The following is a 15,080-nucleotide window of genomic DNA, read 5'->3' on the forward strand; positions in this document are numbered from 1 at the left end:
CTGCTTACGGCACAACGGTCAACGTGCCGGTACTGCTACCGGTTGCCCGCCACTGCGGAACGTACATGGATTCCACCTGCGGTACGGGCACGGTGTAGCTTCCCGGCGTAACGGCTCGGGCCAGATAAATAAGCGTCGCATGCTGGCCTTCATTAAGCGGCAATGCGGCCACAAAGCGGTCATCCCTGAACTCCATATGCTGAATGTCCTGCTGCTGCATTTGGTTCAGCAGAGTCTGTACTTCACTCGCGCTGTCCCCCAGGCTGGCGCTGCTGTTAGCCAGATTCTGGTTTTCCAGCTCCAGCCCGGCCGGCAGTAAATCGACGACCAGCGCATCAGGCACGTTCTTGTCTGCCCAAACGTCCAGCCAGACCATAACCAGCTCACCGCTTTTCAGTGAAGAAAGCGGCCGGGTGTTGCCTTTCGCATCAAGAAAGTGGCGTTCAATATGCAGCACATTGCTGTAGGGAGCCGGTGCCTGCTGCGGATATCCCGCGCTGTCGAGGCGCAAATAGAGGCTGCTCATCCCGGTGTTGGTCACCTGCAGATCAGAAAGCTGCTGCGCGCTCAGATTGCGCGTTACCGACTGACTGGATGCCAGTGGCTGTGCACCAAGCGAGGTCTGCGCCTGCCAGTCGCCTTTCACGTTTTGCAGACCGTGACCGGCAATAAACAACGCATTGGTTTCCTGAGTGGATAACCAACGCTGGCTCCAGGCCAAATCAGACAGCTCAAGCAGTAGCTGGTTTTGAGCGTCGGGTAGCAGCTTATTCTCTTCCAGCAGGCTCAGCATCATCGCTTTATCCCGCAGTTCGCTACCGTAATCCGCCATCCAAATCTGTTTATCGCTGCGCTGAGTTTTCAGCCCCAAAGCAATCGCCTGTTGGCTGCGAGGTTCATCCCCCATGAGCTTCAGGGCCACGCCCAGCTGCACGAGCGGCAGCCCGGCACGCGCCTGATCGTGGCGCTGCCAAAGCTCGCGCAATGCCCCAAGGGGCGCTTTTTGCTGACGAGCCAGCACCAACCCGGCATAAGCCTGTACCGCAAAGCGGCTGGCCGGAGCGTCGTCACTGTAGCGTAAGGCAATCAAACCCGGATCCTGCAGATAGCGCAGCAGGCGCTGATTGGCCTTGCTGAGTGCATCCGCATTGACGCTGTAACCCTGTTCGCCAGCTCGCACCAGGAAGTCGGTCACGTAGGCCGTCAGCCAGTATTCTTCCGGCCCTGCTTTATCCCACAGCCCAAAAGCGCCATTGTCACTTTGCATCTCAAGCAGGCGGGCAATCCCTACATCAATGGCGTTCCGGCGCTGCTGGTCGGTAATACCTTTGATACCCAGCGCATTAAGTTCAGCTTCATTGGTGTACAGAGACGGGAACAGACCGCTGGTCGTTTGCTCAAGGCAGCCATACGGATAGGCTTTTAGCTCACGAATGTAACGCGCCAGGTTCAGTGGCGGACGCCCACTCAGCAGCAACTGCCCTTCCAGGGTAGATTCAGCAATGCCGGACAGATGCTTAGGCGGAAGCGTCCATGTCTCTCCCGGTTTAACCACGGCACCGCTGTTCACCGTCTGCGCAGGGAATGCAGGACGAACGGCGATTTTCCACTGTTTGATTGGGTCAGCCAGCGTTTCACCCGGCAGTGCGAGGCCGTTAATCACGGCTTTGATTTCACCGTCACCGAAACCTTCCAGCGCACGTACGGGAATGAACAGCGTGCCGCGAGCACCAGGCGCCAGCTTCACGTCCATCGTCGACGCGCCATTGAGCGCTAACAGCCCCTGAGCGCTGAGTACCACGCTAAGCTGCTGGGGCCTGTCCGTCAGGTTAGTAAGATCCAGCGCGAGGCGGCTGGTATCGCCACTCGCCATAAACCTCGGCGCGGCCAGTTCGCTCACCAGCGGCGCGGCAACCGTGACTTTTTCTTCGCTATTACCAAAGTGATCGTCGGTCCAGGCCTGCGCCATAACCCGCAACTCGCCGTTGAAATCACCAATCGGCAGCGTCACCGTTCCTTCACCGTTTTCATCCAGCGCAACAGGTTGGGCTTGCTGAGCGATGATAGTGACATGATTCACCGGCTTTTTACCGCCGCGACTAAGCTCATCGCCTTCATCGCCGTCACCGCCGAAGCGCAAAGCAGCCAGTCGCCCTTCGCCTTCAATCACCTGACCGTAAATGTCATAGATATCTGCCCCATAGCGCTTGCGTCCAAAGAAGGCGTCCCACGGATCCGGCGTTTTGTAATCGGTGATATTCAGCACACCGCTGTCCACGGCGGACAGCAGCACGTTAATCTGCTTCGGCACTTCGCCATTTTTCACGCTGGCCTTCACCTTCACGGTCAGGTTCTGGTTAGGCCGCATTTTGGCTGGATTTTGCAACGTCAGATCGAGACGGCGGCTCTCGTCTCCTAGCGGCAGATGAAGGATCCCGACCGCGCGCTTAGGCGTGGCGGAACGCGCCTTGTCTCCGGGGCGAATAACAACGGTGCTTAAGTAAAGATCGTGCCGCTGCCAGCTCTTATCCACCGGAATGGCAAGATCCATGCCGCCTGCCGGAACATCAATTTCTTTCCACCACAGTGGGCCGTCACTGGATTCCACCAGCGCATAGCCTTTACCTGCGGCAGGCGCGGCAATATGCAGATTGATGGTATCGCCAGCTTTGTAAGACGGTTTATCTATTTTTAGCGTCACCCTGTCCGGACGCACTGCACCGGTGCCATCGCTGTTATCCTGCCAGCTGTAACCGGCCCAGAAACGCAGGCTACTGACAAGGTTGCTCTCAGGATCTCGAACTTCCAGGCGGTACGAGCCCCACTCTACCGGGAAGGCAACTTTGCCGGTTTCTCCGGCAGCCAGCGTCAACTTCTGCTCGGCTTCCACCAGATCTTTTTGATCGTACTGAGACCGCCAGCCTTCACTTTCTTCCCAGCTCCAGTAGTAGTCCCGGCGCTCACGAATCAGGCGCACGTCCAGATCGCTTACCGCCAGCTTTTCCCCCTGCGCATCGGCATACACAATGTCGAAACCTGCGCTGCTGTCTTCATCGACGATGGGCTGAGTGCGGGTAGTGTCGGTCCGGTAGTCATAAACCTCTTTGCTGGAAAATTGAGGGCGGATCCCAGGCATTGCCTGAGCTGGCCAGATAGCCTGCTCAACGCGGCGTGTCACCGGGCGACCGCCGGACTCCAGCAGGCTAGCCTGCAAAATAAGGCGCAGAGGAGAATGCGCGTCCCCCCACTGGCTTTCCGCGCTGACGGTCGTGTGCCCTTGTTCATCCAGCGTTAGCTCAACGGCATCCAGGCTACGGGAAAGGTTTTGCTCATTGATATCGCCGAACTGGAACCCAGGCAGCTTTGCAACGGCATCACGTAAAGGGCGCAGGAATAGCTGCCCCTGAAGGCTGTTACCCGCGGCTGGCGCACCGTAGAGATAGCGCCCGGTAACGTCGAAATTGACGGTATCTTCAGGCGCTATCGGCGCGCTCTGCGCCGTGAGATTCAGCGCCATACGCTCCGGCATGAAGTCTTCAACTTTAAATGTCCAGATACGCGGCAGGTTATCCCCGGTGTTGACCCGCATTTGCCAGTTACCGGTTGCCGCGCTTTCGCTCAGAGGCCAGGTAAATTGATAAAGTCCGTTGGCAGACTGCCACACTTCGGTGCGGGTAACCTGGCCGTCCGGTTTTACGACCTCAAGCTTCACCGGCTGCGGCGGGAGCGGTTTGCCATCCCCATTCCTGAGCAGGGCATTCACGATGACAGACTCTCCGGGACGATAGAGATCTCTTGGGCCAAACATGAAGAACTGTTTGCTGTAGCCTTGCTCACCGGCAATATCAAACTCCGCCAGATCCAGCGCCGGGCGGCTGAGATCGAGCAGCGTGGTTTGCTCACCATTGCGCGCCAGCAGCAGCGTGCCTTTGTTCAGCTTCTCAAGCGTGGCATGCCCGTCACTATCACTTTTCGTTTGCCCTACCGTTTGGCCTTTTTCGTTCAACAGCGCAATCTCCACACCCGACTGCGCGGCACCGTTCTCCAGGCTTTGAGTAAAGACATCAATTCTGTCGTGGTAGCGATGCACCGAAACACCAACATCACTCAGCGTGAACAGGGTTGCAGCATTGCTGTAGGCGTAATGCCCGGCCTGGCTCATGATAGCGAGATAGACGCCGGGCTGCTGGAGAGGTTTGATATCACCCAGCGGCAGCATTAACTTCTCACGGGTATTTCGCGCAGGATTTAGGTCAAAACGCCCGGTGTAAACCAAGTCAGCCAGCTTCAGCAGATTGTCAGATTCCCAGTTTGAAACCGAGTTACGGTACTGCCACTGGCTGACAAACGCGCTTAGGGAGCTGTCTTTAATGCGATAAAAGTTAACGTCAACGTTATCGACGTTAAGCGCCATCACCGGCAACCCCGCAATCACTTTAGTCGGCAGCAAGGAGCCCCGGCAGGCAAAGCCAACGCTCGGCTGAATATCACGCGTGGCAATTTGCTTTTCAAAGCCATCTTCGAACGTCGCTTTATTGAGCGCGAGCAGCCCGCTGTCTACGGTCACAATCAGCGTGCGTTTGGGCTCCAGATGCCGCAGACGAAGTTCTTTTAGGTCGCTGGAAAGCTCCCAGGCACCGTCCACTTTGCCGCTGGTTTTATCCACGAGATGGGCAACTTTATTGAAGTCCTGATTGGGGTCGAGCGGAATCGAGAAGGTCAGCACTAACGTACTGGCACCGTCCAGCTGAACTTCAGAGGCATCGAGCAGCTTCAGCGGCTTCCCCGCAGACTGCTGAGCCAGTTTTTCCAGTTGAGCTGCATCCGGTTTAGTTTCAGCCTTACTGTTTTGTTCCGCAGCTGCAGAGGCGGTGGGCTGAACGGTTTGCTGATTGTTTTTATCGTCACAGCCGGAAAGCGCAAGCAGGCCGCAAACCAGTACGGCAAGGCTCGTCAAACGTAGTGCATTCATTCTTTTATCCCTGGCCAATAAGGGCCGCCAAACATTACGTAGAGCAAGTATTATGCGGATTAGCCAGAAAAGCGAAAGTCGGAATACTCTGCCTTGCGCGAAGCCTCGCAGGCGGCAGTAAATTTGCGGGTGTATTCATTAAGTTTTACGAAGTATCTCGCGGTGTCGGGCAAGGCCGCTTGCCGGGTTATAGAAAAACACCGACAATCCATTTTTCTTTGATGAACCGGAGGCTCATTGTGTCCACCTCTTTCTTCGTCGCGAGCGACTGGCTCGCAGAACATATTAACGATGACGATATCCAGATTTTAGATGCCCGCATGGCACCAGCAGGCCAGGAAGCACTTCGCGATATGCCTGCGGAGTACCGTGCCGGGCATTTGTCTGGTGCGGCCTATTTCGACATTGAAGCACTCTCCGATCACACAAGCCCTCTTCCTCATATGATGCCACGTGCAGAAGCGTTTGCCGTGGCTATGCGCGAGCTTGGCGTTAGCAGTGACAAGCATTTGGTGGTTTACGACGAAGGTAACCTGTTCTCCGCGCCTCGTGCCTGGTGGATGCTGCGCACCTTCGGCGTCGAGAGAGTCTCCATTCTGGCCGGTGGGCTGGCGGAGTGGCAGCGTGAAGCATTGCCGCTGGAACAAGGGGACGTGGAGCTGCCGGAAGGTGAGTTCGAAGTTAACTTCGATCCGCTGGTGATCAAACGCCTGACGGACGTGCTGCTGGTCAGCCACGAAGGTACTGCACAAATTGTGGATGCCCGCCCTGCTCCTCGATTCAACGCGTTGGCCGATGAGCCACGCCCGGGCCTGAAACGCGGCCATATTCCTGGGGCGCTTAACGTGCCGTGGGTGGACCTGGTAGAAAACGGTCAACTGAAGACTACGGACAAACTGAGCGAGATCTTCGAACGCCAGGGCGTGAGCTTTGAGCGGCCAATTATTGCCAGCTGTGGTTCAGGCGTTACCGCCGCCGTTGTGGTGCTGGCGCTGACCACGCTGGGCGTGAACGGCGTGTCGCTTTACGATGGTTCGTGGAGTGAATGGGGTGCTCGCCCAGACCTGCCCGTTGAGCCTGCGCAATAAATACAAAAAGGGAGGCACTGCGCCTCCCTTAGAATATGTATAACCGGCCGTTAAATAATGCGGTTTTGCTTGAAGTCGCGCAGGAAGCTGCCCCAACGGCGTTCATAGAACGGCGTGATGTGGGCAATCATAAAGTGGCTGATACCCTTCTCGCCTTCAACAACCTGGCAGATATCAACCGGCTCATCGCCCGGCAACGTATCGGTGGCTACGCTTCCGGCCTGACGAATAATCGCCTCGATGTCGCCGTCGGCCTCAATGCCAATCAGCAGGTTTGGCTCTTCGTCCGCCTGTTCTTTGATGGAGCAGATAAACGCACGTTTGACCGTTTTCAGGTTTTTAAACAACGTGGTCAGAGAGTCAACCATCTGCGCTGGCGGTTCAGCAACTTCGGAAAGCAGCAGTGAAGTACCGCCCTCCAGCACTTCCTGCTGGCTCAGTGGATCGCTTTCCGCGCTGACCAGATGGCTGATTTCATTTGGCGTAAATTCTTTGCCTGTCGGCAGTTTGGCGTTGAGGAACAGCGCTTCACCCAGCGTCATTTCAAATAAAGTGCGCACGGGCATTACCACAAACGCCTGCTCGTGACTGACCGCTTCCTGCAAAGCTTCCAGGGAGGTGAAGAAAGGGATCACCGAAGTGCCGTCTTCTTTTTCCCAGTGCTGCAGTTCAACCGCGCTATCGGCGTCAATCGCTTCACCTTCTGCCGCATTGCCCGGCACCCAAACGGTGGATTCCAGCAGGGTACGGAAAAATGCCGGGCGATGCGCCGGCTCGGTTGCCGCCTGCTCAAGCAGGGTTTCTAATTCGTTCTTTGTTTCTGACATTGTGATTCCGGGATAACGCTTAAGGGGTTTACCCTCACCCTAACCCTCCCCCTGAAAGGGAGAGGAAACAGTTCTGAGTCTCTCTTCCTGAAAGGGAGAGGAGAACCACTCAAAGTGTCTCCCCTTCCAGAGAGAGACTGTCGGTGTTAACTCCCCCCGAACTTTTTTCTCCCTCTCCCCTATGGGGAGAGGGCCGGGGTGAGGGGCAATATTACTTCGCTAACAGCAGATTGGCGATCGCACGCACGCCGAGACCGGTCGCACCAGCAGACCACTGCTCAACGGCACCTTTACGGTAAGTCGCAGAACAGTCAACGTGCAGCCAGCCTTCGTGGTAGTTTTCCACAAAGTGAGACAGGAAACCTGCCGCCGTGCTCGCTCCAGCAGGGTAAGAGGCGTTCGCGGTATTGTTCAGTTCGGCGAAGTTAGACGGCAGCTGGCTGCGGTGGAATTCAGCCAGCGGCAGGCGCCAGAACGGCTCGTTTTCTTCCGCCGCGCTTGCCAGCAGGCGGGCAGCCAGCTTGTCATCAAAGCTGAACAGCGCATGGTAGTCGTTACCCAGGGCCGTTTTTGCTGCCCCGGTCAGGGTCGCGCAGTCGATGATCAGCTCTGGTTTCTGTGCTGCGGCGTCAATCAGGCCATCAGCCAGCACCAGTCGCCCTTCGGCATCGGTGTTCATCACTTCAACGGTTTTGCCGTTGCGGTAGGTGATGATGTCACCCAGCTTCATGGCGTTGCCGCTGATCATGTTATCCGCACAGCAAAGGAACAGCTTAACGCGCTTGTTCAGGCCACGAGTGATGGCCAGAGCCAGTGCGCCAGTGATAGTCGCGGCGCCACCCATATCGGATTTCATGGAATCCATAAACGCGGTCTGCTTGATGCTGTAGCCGCCGGAGTCAAAGGTAATGCCCTTCCCGACCAGGCTCGCATAAACCGGTGCATCCGGATTGCCGGTTGGGTTGTAGTCCAGCGCCAGCAGCACAGGGGCACGGTCTGAGCCACGGCCAACGGTGTGGATACCGGCATAGTTCTGCTCACGCAGGTCTTCACCCTTGGTGATGCGGTAAGAAACGTGGTCGCAGGCAACATCGCACAGCAGATCTACCGCGCGGGAAGCAAGCTGCTCAGGGCCAAGCTCTTCGGCCGGGGTGTTGATGGTATGGCGAACCCAGTCGATCACTTTCAGGCGGTTATTCAGCTCTTTCTGCTCGGTTTCGCTCAGCACCGCCCAGTCAATTTTGCGGGTGCCTTTTGGGGCACGATAGCCCTGCCAGAAAGCCCAGCTTTTCTCAACGTCCCAGCCTTCACCAGCCAGCTGGACGTGCTTCAGCCCCTGGCCGTCAATTTTGCGCGCCGCGCGCTGGATCAGACCGAGATCGTCTTTGCCGGTCAGGTGTAGGGTAATGCCGTCATTGTTAATGCTATACGTCGCCTTTTCGCCCCAGCGTGCGTCCGCTGGCTGCGTGGAAAGGGTGATTTTCATGGCTTCAGTCATTTTCCAATCCTTCATTATTCAGCACAGGCAAAATGCAAAAACGGGCCGCCCAAGGCAGCCCGTGTATCATTCAGCTTCATCTAACCAGACAAGTAAAATCGCTTCCAGTACTTTCTCGTTAGAAGCGTTCGGATCGTCATCAAACTCTTCCAGCTCGCAGATCCACTGGTGCATATCGGTGAAACGCACCGTCTTAGGATCGAGATCCGGGCGGCTGTCGTACAGCGCTTCGCCGATTTCGCGGCTGTCGGTCCACTTCAGTCCCATGTAGGCTCCCGTTAGTGTTCGCGTGCGTGGTTAATGGTGTAACGCGGCATCTCAACCACCAGGTCTTCGTCGCTGACGCGAGCCTGGCAGCTCAGGCGGCTTTCCGGCTCCAGACCCCATGCTTTATCCAGCATGTCGTCTTCGTCTTCGGTGCTTTCCGCGAGGGAATCAAAACCTTCACGCACTACACAGTGGCAGGTGGTGCAGGCGCAGGACTTCTCACAGGCGTGTTCAATCTCAATGCCGTTGCGCAGCGCAACGTCGAGAATGGTTTCACCTTGCTTCGCTTCCAGAACTGCGCCATCCGGACACAGGTCCTGATGAGGCAGAAAAACAATCTTTGGCATATTAAACCTCGTCCACAGAATGGCCGGTCAGCGCTTTACGGATCGATTGATCCATACGACGTGCGGCGAATTCCTGGGTTTGCTTGTCTACGTTTTTGATTTCATTTTGAATAGCGTCGGCATCTTCGCCTGCAGCAGCAGCGCTTAACGCGGCCATCGCGGCATCAATGTCGGCACGCTCTGCGGCGCTTAGCAGCGCGGCATCCGCCGTCAACGCGCTGGTCAAACTTTCCAGCACGCGGGCAGCTTCGACTTTTTGCTCGGCCAGCATGCGTGCCTGCACGTCATGCTCGGCGTAACTCATGGAATCCTGAATCATACTGGCAATTTCACCATCGCTCAGGCCATAAGAAGGTTTCACCTGGATTGAAGATTCAACGCCGGTGGATTTTTCCATCGCCGTCACGCTCAGCAGGCCATCGGCATCGACCTGGAAGGTGACGCGAATGTGGGCCCCGCCCGCGGACATTGCCGGGATGCCGCGCAGCGTAAAGCGCGCCAGAGAACGACAGTCCTGAACGAGTTCACGCTCGCCCTGCAGCACGTGGATAGCCATCGCTGTCTGGCCGTCTTTGAAGGTGGTGAATTCCTGCGCGCGGGCCACCGGGATGGTGGTGTTACGCGGGATAACCTTCTCGACCAGGCCGCCCATCGTTTCCAGGCCAAGGGACAACGGAATCACATCCAGCAACAGCATTTCACTGTCCGGCTTGTTGCCCACCAGAATATCGGCCTGAATGGCCGCGCCAATGGCAACAACTTTATCCGGGTCGATAGAGGTTAACGGCATGCGGCCAAAGAACTCGCCTACGCGCTCACGCACCAACGGTACGCGGGTTGACCCTCCGACCATCACCACTTCCAGTACGTCTTCTGCTTCCACGCCCGCGTCTTTCAACGCGCGACGGCAGGACAGCAGCGTCCGTTTAACCAGAGAAGAGATAAGCTCGTTGAACTGCTCGCGGGTGACTTCGCCCTGCCAGCCAGCCACTTCTACACTAGCGATGGCGGCATCGCTGAGCGCGATTTTGGCGGCGATGGCGGCGTCCAGAAGCTGGCGCTGCACGCGGTCGTCGCTACGGTCGGCAATCCCGGCCTGCTCACGCAGCCAGTCGGCCAGAAGATGGTCGAAGTCATCGCCGCCCAGCGCGGAATCACCGCCGGTAGCCAGCACTTCAAACACACCGCGGCTCAGGCGCAGGATGGAGATATCAAACGTCCCACCGCCCAGATCGTAAACGGCAATAACGCCTTCTTTACCGGAATCCAGGCCGTAGGCAATCGCCGCGGCGGTAGGTTCGTTCAGCAAACGAAGAACGTGCAGCCCGGCAAGGCGAGCAGCGTCTTTGGTGCCCTGGCGCTGCGCATCGTCAAAATAGGCTGGCACCGTGATCACCACGCCATCCAGTTCCCCTTCCAGGGTTTCACTGGCTCGCGCGGAGAGCGATTTCAGAATGTCGGCAGAGATGCGTACCGGGTTCAGCAGGCCAGCAGGCGTTTCAATCATCGGCAGGCCGTTTTCACTGGCCTGCAGGCGATACGGAAGATGAGGATAACGCGTCTGGATGTCCGCCAGAGAGCGGCCCATCATACGTTTTACCGAGCTAATGGTATTCGCGGGATCCTGCGCGGCAAGCGCGCGAGCGTCAAAACCAACGATATGCTCTTGCTGCTGATAATGCACCACGGAAGGCAGCAGGTGGCGGCCTTCATGGTCGGCAAGGGTTTCGGCCTGGCCGCTGCGAACGGTAGCCACCAGCGAGTTGGTGGTGCCAAGGTCGATGCCCGCAGCCAGCCTGCGCTGGTGCGGCGCTGCCATCATGCCAGGCTCACTAATTTGTAATAAGGCCATGTATCGCTTCCAAAAATCGGGCCTGAGTTCAGGCGTTAAAAGTCGAGCAGCTTTTCTTCTAGTTGTTCAATTTGGCTCTGCAATTTATCGAGGAAACGCAGCTTGCGCACAGTGTCCGCCGCCTGTTCCCACTGCTGGTCATCCAGCTGCTGCACCATCTGCGCACTGCGGTTTTTCACCATCGTTTTTACGCGCGAGGCAAAGCTTTCAAGCTTGTCGCTGTCTTTCACCTGCTCGATATCGTCCAGCTCTTCACGCAGCTCCAGCTGTTCCATCAGGAACGCGGTGTCGCGCACGGTGTGCTGTTCATTCGCGAGGTCGAAACCGTTCAGGGACAGGATGTATTCGGCGCGGGTAAGCGGGTGACGCAGCGTCTGCCAGGCCTGGTTGATAGTGGCGGACTGGCTCACGGCCAGAAGCTGTTCTGCCTGAGGGCGGCTGGCGTATTTGTCCGGGTGGAACTGACGCTGCAGCTCCTGGTAACGGCTGGCCAGTTGCTCGGTGTTCAGGGTGTAGCCTGGCGTCAGCCCAAACAGGGTAAAATAATCCATAACAGACTCGGGTTCAGGTCAGGTAAGTGCTGTGTGGTAAAGCAAAATCCCCACGGGCCAGAGCCAGTGGGGAATTGCGCGGGATCAGACGTGGAAGCTTTCGCCGCAGCCACACTCATCCTTCACGTTTGGGTTAGTGAACTTAAACCCTTCGTTAAGGCCTTCTTTGACGAAGTCGAGCTCGGTCCCGTTTAAGAATTGCAGGCTTTTACCATCGACAACCACCTTCACGCCTTTGTCCTCGAACACGGTGTCATCCGCCATCGGTGCATCAACAAATTCGAGAACATAAGCCATCCCAGAGCAGCCTGATGTGCGCACACCCAGACGCAAACCAAACCCTTTACCGCGGTTGGTCAGGAAGGCACTTACACGGGCAGCGGCGCTGTCGCTAAGGGTAATCGACATACAACAACCTCAATAAAAATTTTAACTCGTCATACTTCGAGCCGCTGCCGGGCAGCAAGCTCGAATGCGTTAGAGTTATTTTGTTTCACGTTTGCTTTTGTAATCCGCGATAGCCGCTTTGATAGCGTCTTCAGCCAGGATTGAGCAGTGAATTTTCACCGGCGGCAGTTCGAGTTCGTCTGCGATGTCGGTGTTTTTGATCGCCTGCGCTTCGTCCAGGGACTTGCCCTTCACCCACTCGGTCACCAGCGAGCTGGACGCAATCGCCGAACCGCAGCCGTAGGTTTTGAAACGCGCGTCTTCAATGATACCGTCATTGTTGACTTTGATCTGCAACTTCATCACGTCGCCACAGGCCGGTGCACCCACCATGCCAGAACCTACGCTGTCGTCGCTGTTGTCAAAAGAGCCAACGTTGCGTGGGTTTTCGTAGTGATCAATTACTTTTTCGCTGTAAGCCATTTTTACTTCTCCAGAATCTGAAATCGACGTCCTGACGAACGATCAGTGATGAGCCCATTCGATGGAATTAAGATCCACGCCCTGTTTGAACATTTCCCACAGAGGAGAAAGGTCGCGCAGACGGCCAATGGATTTACGTACCAGCTCGATGGTGTAATCGATCTCTTCTTCAGTGGTGAAACGACCCAGAGAGAAACGGATAGAGCTGTGTGCCAGTTCATCGCTCATCCCCAGCGCACGCAGCACGTAGGATGGCTCGAGGCTGGCGGAAGTACAGGCTGAGCCCGAAGAGACCGCGAGGTCTTTCAGCGCCATGATCAGCGACTCGCCTTCAACGTAGTTAAAGCTGACGTTGAGGATGTTTGGCGCGCCATGCTCCAGGTCACCGTTCAGGTAAACTTCTTCCATATCTTTCACGCCGTTCCACAGACGGTTACGCAGCGTGCGCAGACGGGCCATTTCGGTCTCCATCTCTTCTTTTGCGATACGGTAAGCTTCACCCATGCCGACGATCTGATGCACAGGCAGCGTACCGGAACGCATGCCGCGCTCGTGACCCCCGCCGTGAATCTGCGCTTCGATACGGATACGCGGTTTACGACGCACGTACAGCGCACCGATCCCTTTCGGCCCGTAAATTTTGTGGCCGGAGAAGGACATCAGGTCAACTTTCAGTTGGCTCAGATCGATAGGCAGTTTGCCCACGCTCTGGGTAGCATCAACGTGGAAGATAATGCCACGGGAACGGCACATTTCGCCGATAGCCGCGATATCCTGCACCACGCCGATTTCGTTGTTAACGTGCATGATGGACACCAGAATAGTGTCTTCACGCATAGCGGCTTCCAGCTGCTTCAGGTCAACGATACCGTTGCTCTGCGGCGCCAGATAAGTCACTTCAAACCCTTCACGCTCAAGCTGGCGACAGGTGTCCAGCACGGCTTTGTGTTCGGTTTTGGCGGTGATGATGTGCTTGCCTTTCTTCTGATAGAAGTTAGCCGCACCTTTGATAGCCAGGTTGTCTGACTCGGTTGCGCCGGAGGTGAAGACGATTTCACGCGGGTCTGCGCCAACCAGTTCAGCGATTTGGTTACGGGCAATATCAACGGCTTCTTCAGCCTGCCAGCCAAAACGGTGGGAACGAGAGGCCGGGTTACCGAAGGTGCCGTCCATCGTTAAAAACTGCATCATCTTCTCAGCAACACGCGGGTCTACCGGCGTGGTTGCGGAGTAGTCGAGGTAAATCGGTAATTTCATTGCTCTTAAGCTCCGTACATCACTTCAATGCGAAGAATCAGGCTTAAAATATGTTGCCGTTATAGACAGGGAGCACCGCTCCCTCAACCTGATTCTAAAATTCTTGTTCTTCTGCTTATGCGCGCAGTTTGACGTCAATAGCGTCTTGAGAACGGGTGCTGCGATGATTTTCACTATGTTGACGATCGGACACGTCCAGCACTTCCTGGTTGTTAACCAGTTCACCCAGGGTGATGTTATTCAGGAAGCCGGTCAGGCGATCGCTCAGGTCGCGCCACAGCGCGTGAGTCAGGCACTTATCGCCGCCCTGGCAGCCGCCTTTACCCTGGCAACGGGTGGCGTCTACGGACTCATCAACGGCGCTGATCACTTCACCTACGGCGATGCTGCTCGCGTCTTTACCTAACAGATAACCACCGCCAGGACCGCGCACGCTGGCCACCAGGCCATTTTTACGCAGGCGGGAGAACAGCTGCTCCAGGTAGGAGAGTGAAATACCCTGACGTTCAGAAATATCAGCCAACGGAACCGGGCCCGATTCAGAGTTCAGCGCAACGTCAAGCATCGCGGTTACGGCGTAGCGCCCTTTTGATGTCAGTCTCATGTCTTACTTAACCTCAAATAGCCCCTCGAGCCGGGGGTTTTTAAAAGTGTGATTGTCACATAGCAGGACGCAAGTCTGACATTCCTGAGTAAAATGGTCAACTATTTAACCTACCATTTTACTCAAGTATTATTGGCCCGATTTTTTTGGGTTTTCCAGCGACGCCAGCATGCCGCGCAGGATGTTTAATTCCTGACTTTCCGGGCGTGCACGGGTAAACAGACGGCGCAGTCGGCTCATCACCTGGCCCGGATGGGTTGGGCGAATGAAACCGCTTTCCTGCAGCGCTTTTTCGAGATGCACATAGAAACGCTCTAAGTCATCCACCAGCGGATAAGGGGCGTCTTCCTCTTCTTTAGCCGCTTCCGGCTGCTCTTGCGTGGCGAGCCAGGCAATGCGCACTTCATAGGCGAGGATCTGAACCGCCATCGCGAGGTTAAGGGAGCTGTATTCCGGGTTCGCCTGAATGGCAACGTGATAATGGCATTTTTGCAACTCTTCGTTGGTCAGGCCCACGCGTTCGCGGCCAAAGACGATTGCCACCGGCGCATGCTGCGCTTCGCTGATGCTTTTTAAACCGCATTCGCGCGGGTCCAGCATCGGCCACGGCAGAGTGCGGGAGCGCGCGCTGGTGCCGACCACCAGGCTGCATCCTGCCAGCGCTTCATCAAGCGTATCGACGATCTGAGCATCGCCAATAACATCACTGGCGCCAGCAGCCAGGGCGATGGCCTGGGAGTCCGGTTTGACCAGCGGATTGACCAGCCACAGGTTAGTTAAGCCCATGGTTTTCATAGCACGAGCCACGGAGCCCATGTTGCCGGTATGCGAGGTTTCGACCAGCACGATTCGTACGTTTTGCAGCATTGTCATTCATAGCCTGGGAAGAATATCGCAATATCTTATCATAACCCTGGGACATATTCCGAACGCTCTGCTATACTCCG

13 protein-coding genes are annotated in these 15,080 nt (G+C 56.3%); 1 reads left to right on the forward strand and 12 read right to left on the reverse strand.

What is annotated here, in order from left to right:
- Positions 1–4: 4 nt before the first annotated feature.
- Positions 5–4,972 (reverse strand): alpha-2-macroglobulin family protein, encoded by a 4,968-nt coding sequence (locus tag WFN87_RS10935; RefSeq protein WP_336981944.1) that lies wholly within the window; start codon positions 4,970–4,972, stop codon positions 5–7.
- A 239-nt stretch (positions 4,973–5,211) separates the two neighbouring features.
- Here WFN87_RS10935 and sseA point away from each other — a divergent pair, with 239 nt between their 5' ends.
- Positions 5,212–6,060, forward strand: a complete 849-nt coding sequence (sseA, locus tag WFN87_RS10940) for a 3-mercaptopyruvate sulfurtransferase (RefSeq protein WP_336981942.1) — start codon at positions 5,212–5,214, stop codon at positions 6,058–6,060.
- A gap of 50 nt (positions 6,061–6,110) precedes the next feature.
- On the opposite strand, the gene sseB is transcribed toward sseA, so the two are convergent.
- The 11 genes from sseB to trmJ all read right to left on the reverse strand — a co-directional run bounded on the left by sseB (position 6,111) and on the right by trmJ (position 15,000).
- The gene (gene sseB / locus WFN87_RS10945; RefSeq protein WP_039296146.1) at positions 6,111–6,887 is read right to left on the reverse strand and encodes an enhanced serine sensitivity protein SseB; all 777 of its coding nucleotides are present in this window, start codon (positions 6,885–6,887) and stop codon (positions 6,111–6,113) included.
- Positions 6,888–7,098: 211 nt separating this feature from the next.
- Complete coding sequence (gene pepB / locus WFN87_RS10950) at positions 7,099–8,385, reverse strand: aminopeptidase PepB (RefSeq protein WP_336981939.1); 1,287 nt, start codon at positions 8,383–8,385, stop codon at positions 7,099–7,101.
- A gap of 66 nt (positions 8,386–8,451) precedes the next feature.
- Positions 8,452–8,652, reverse strand: coding sequence for a Fe-S cluster assembly protein IscX (iscX, locus tag WFN87_RS10955; RefSeq protein ID WP_016537752.1), 201 nt, complete (start codon positions 8,650–8,652; stop codon positions 8,452–8,454).
- An 11-nt stretch (positions 8,653–8,663) separates the two neighbouring features.
- Positions 8,664–8,999: an ISC system 2Fe-2S type ferredoxin gene (gene fdx / locus WFN87_RS10960; RefSeq protein ID WP_008459424.1), complete on the reverse strand. Its 336-nt coding sequence runs from the start codon at positions 8,997–8,999 to the stop codon at positions 8,664–8,666.
- A gap of 1 nt (position 9,000) precedes the next feature.
- On the reverse strand, positions 9,001–10,851 hold the full coding sequence (gene hscA / locus WFN87_RS10965; protein ID WP_336981937.1) for a Fe-S protein assembly chaperone HscA: 1,851 nt from the start codon (positions 10,849–10,851) through the stop codon (positions 9,001–9,003).
- A 35-nt stretch (positions 10,852–10,886) separates the two neighbouring features.
- Complete coding sequence (hscB, locus tag WFN87_RS10970; RefSeq protein ID WP_336981934.1) at positions 10,887–11,402, reverse strand: co-chaperone HscB; 516 nt, start codon at positions 11,400–11,402, stop codon at positions 10,887–10,889.
- 84 nt (positions 11,403–11,486) lie between these two features.
- A complete protein-coding gene (gene iscA / locus WFN87_RS10975) occupies positions 11,487–11,810 on the reverse strand; it encodes an iron-sulfur cluster assembly protein IscA (protein WP_008459427.1) in 324 nt (107 codons plus the stop codon).
- Positions 11,811–11,885: 75 nt separating this feature from the next.
- Positions 11,886–12,272, reverse strand: coding sequence for a Fe-S cluster assembly scaffold IscU (gene iscU / locus WFN87_RS10980; protein ID WP_008459428.1), 387 nt, complete (start codon positions 12,270–12,272; stop codon positions 11,886–11,888).
- A 42-nt stretch (positions 12,273–12,314) separates the two neighbouring features.
- A complete protein-coding gene (gene iscS, locus WFN87_RS10985; RefSeq protein ID WP_008459429.1) occupies positions 12,315–13,529 on the reverse strand; it encodes a cysteine desulfurase in 1,215 nt (404 codons plus the stop codon).
- 115 nt (positions 13,530–13,644) lie between these two features.
- Positions 13,645–14,133: a Fe-S cluster assembly transcriptional regulator IscR gene (iscR, locus tag WFN87_RS10990; RefSeq protein ID WP_008459430.1), complete on the reverse strand. Its 489-nt coding sequence runs from the start codon at positions 14,131–14,133 to the stop codon at positions 13,645–13,647.
- 129 nt (positions 14,134–14,262) lie between these two features.
- Positions 14,263–15,000 carry a tRNA (cytosine(32)/uridine(32)-2'-O)-methyltransferase TrmJ gene (trmJ, locus tag WFN87_RS10995; protein ID WP_008459431.1) on the reverse strand — a complete coding sequence of 246 codons (738 nt, stop codon included), beginning with the start codon at positions 14,998–15,000 and terminating at the stop codon, positions 14,263–14,265.
- Between the last annotated feature and the right edge of the window lie 80 nt (positions 15,001–15,080).

This window comes from Cedecea sp. AS113 (genome assembly GCF_037152415.1).
In the GTDB taxonomy this organism is placed as follows: Bacteria; Pseudomonadota; Gammaproteobacteria; order Enterobacterales; family Enterobacteriaceae; genus Cedecea.

What these genes read in the sequence shown, in the direction of transcription:
- iscA (WP_008459427.1), bottom strand. Translation starts at nt 11,810, where the DNA reads ATGTCGATTACCCTTAGCGACAGCGCCGCTGCCCGTGTAAGTGCCTTC.
- pepB (WP_336981939.1), bottom strand. Translation starts at nt 8,385, where the DNA reads ATGACTGAAGCCATGAAAATCACCCTTTCCACGCAGCCAGCGGACGCA.
- iscU (WP_008459428.1), bottom strand. Translation starts at nt 12,272, where the DNA reads ATGGCTTACAGCGAAAAAGTAATTGATCACTACGAAAACCCACGCAAC.
- iscX (WP_016537752.1), bottom strand. Translation starts at nt 8,652, where the DNA reads ATGGGACTGAAGTGGACCGACAGCCGCGAAATCGGCGAAGCGCTGTAC.
- hscB (WP_336981934.1), bottom strand. Translation starts at nt 11,402, where the DNA reads ATGGATTATTTTACCCTGTTTGGGCTGACGCCAGGCTACACCCTGAAC.
- sseB (WP_039296146.1), bottom strand. Translation starts at nt 6,887, where the DNA reads ATGTCAGAAACAAAGAACGAATTAGAAACCCTGCTTGAGCAGGCGGCA.
- fdx (WP_008459424.1), bottom strand. Translation starts at nt 8,999, where the DNA reads ATGCCAAAGATTGTTTTTCTGCCTCATCAGGACCTGTGTCCGGATGGC.
- WFN87_RS10935 (WP_336981944.1), bottom strand. Translation starts at nt 4,972, where the DNA reads ATGAATGCACTACGTTTGACGAGCCTTGCCGTACTGGTTTGCGGCCTG.
- hscA (WP_336981937.1), bottom strand. Translation starts at nt 10,851, where the DNA reads ATGGCCTTATTACAAATTAGTGAGCCTGGCATGATGGCAGCGCCGCAC.
- iscS (WP_008459429.1), bottom strand. Translation starts at nt 13,529, where the DNA reads ATGAAATTACCGATTTACCTCGACTACTCCGCAACCACGCCGGTAGAC.
- iscR (WP_008459430.1), bottom strand. Translation starts at nt 14,133, where the DNA reads ATGAGACTGACATCAAAAGGGCGCTACGCCGTAACCGCGATGCTTGAC.
- trmJ (WP_008459431.1), bottom strand. Translation starts at nt 15,000, where the DNA reads ATGCTGCAAAACGTACGAATCGTGCTGGTCGAAACCTCGCATACCGGC.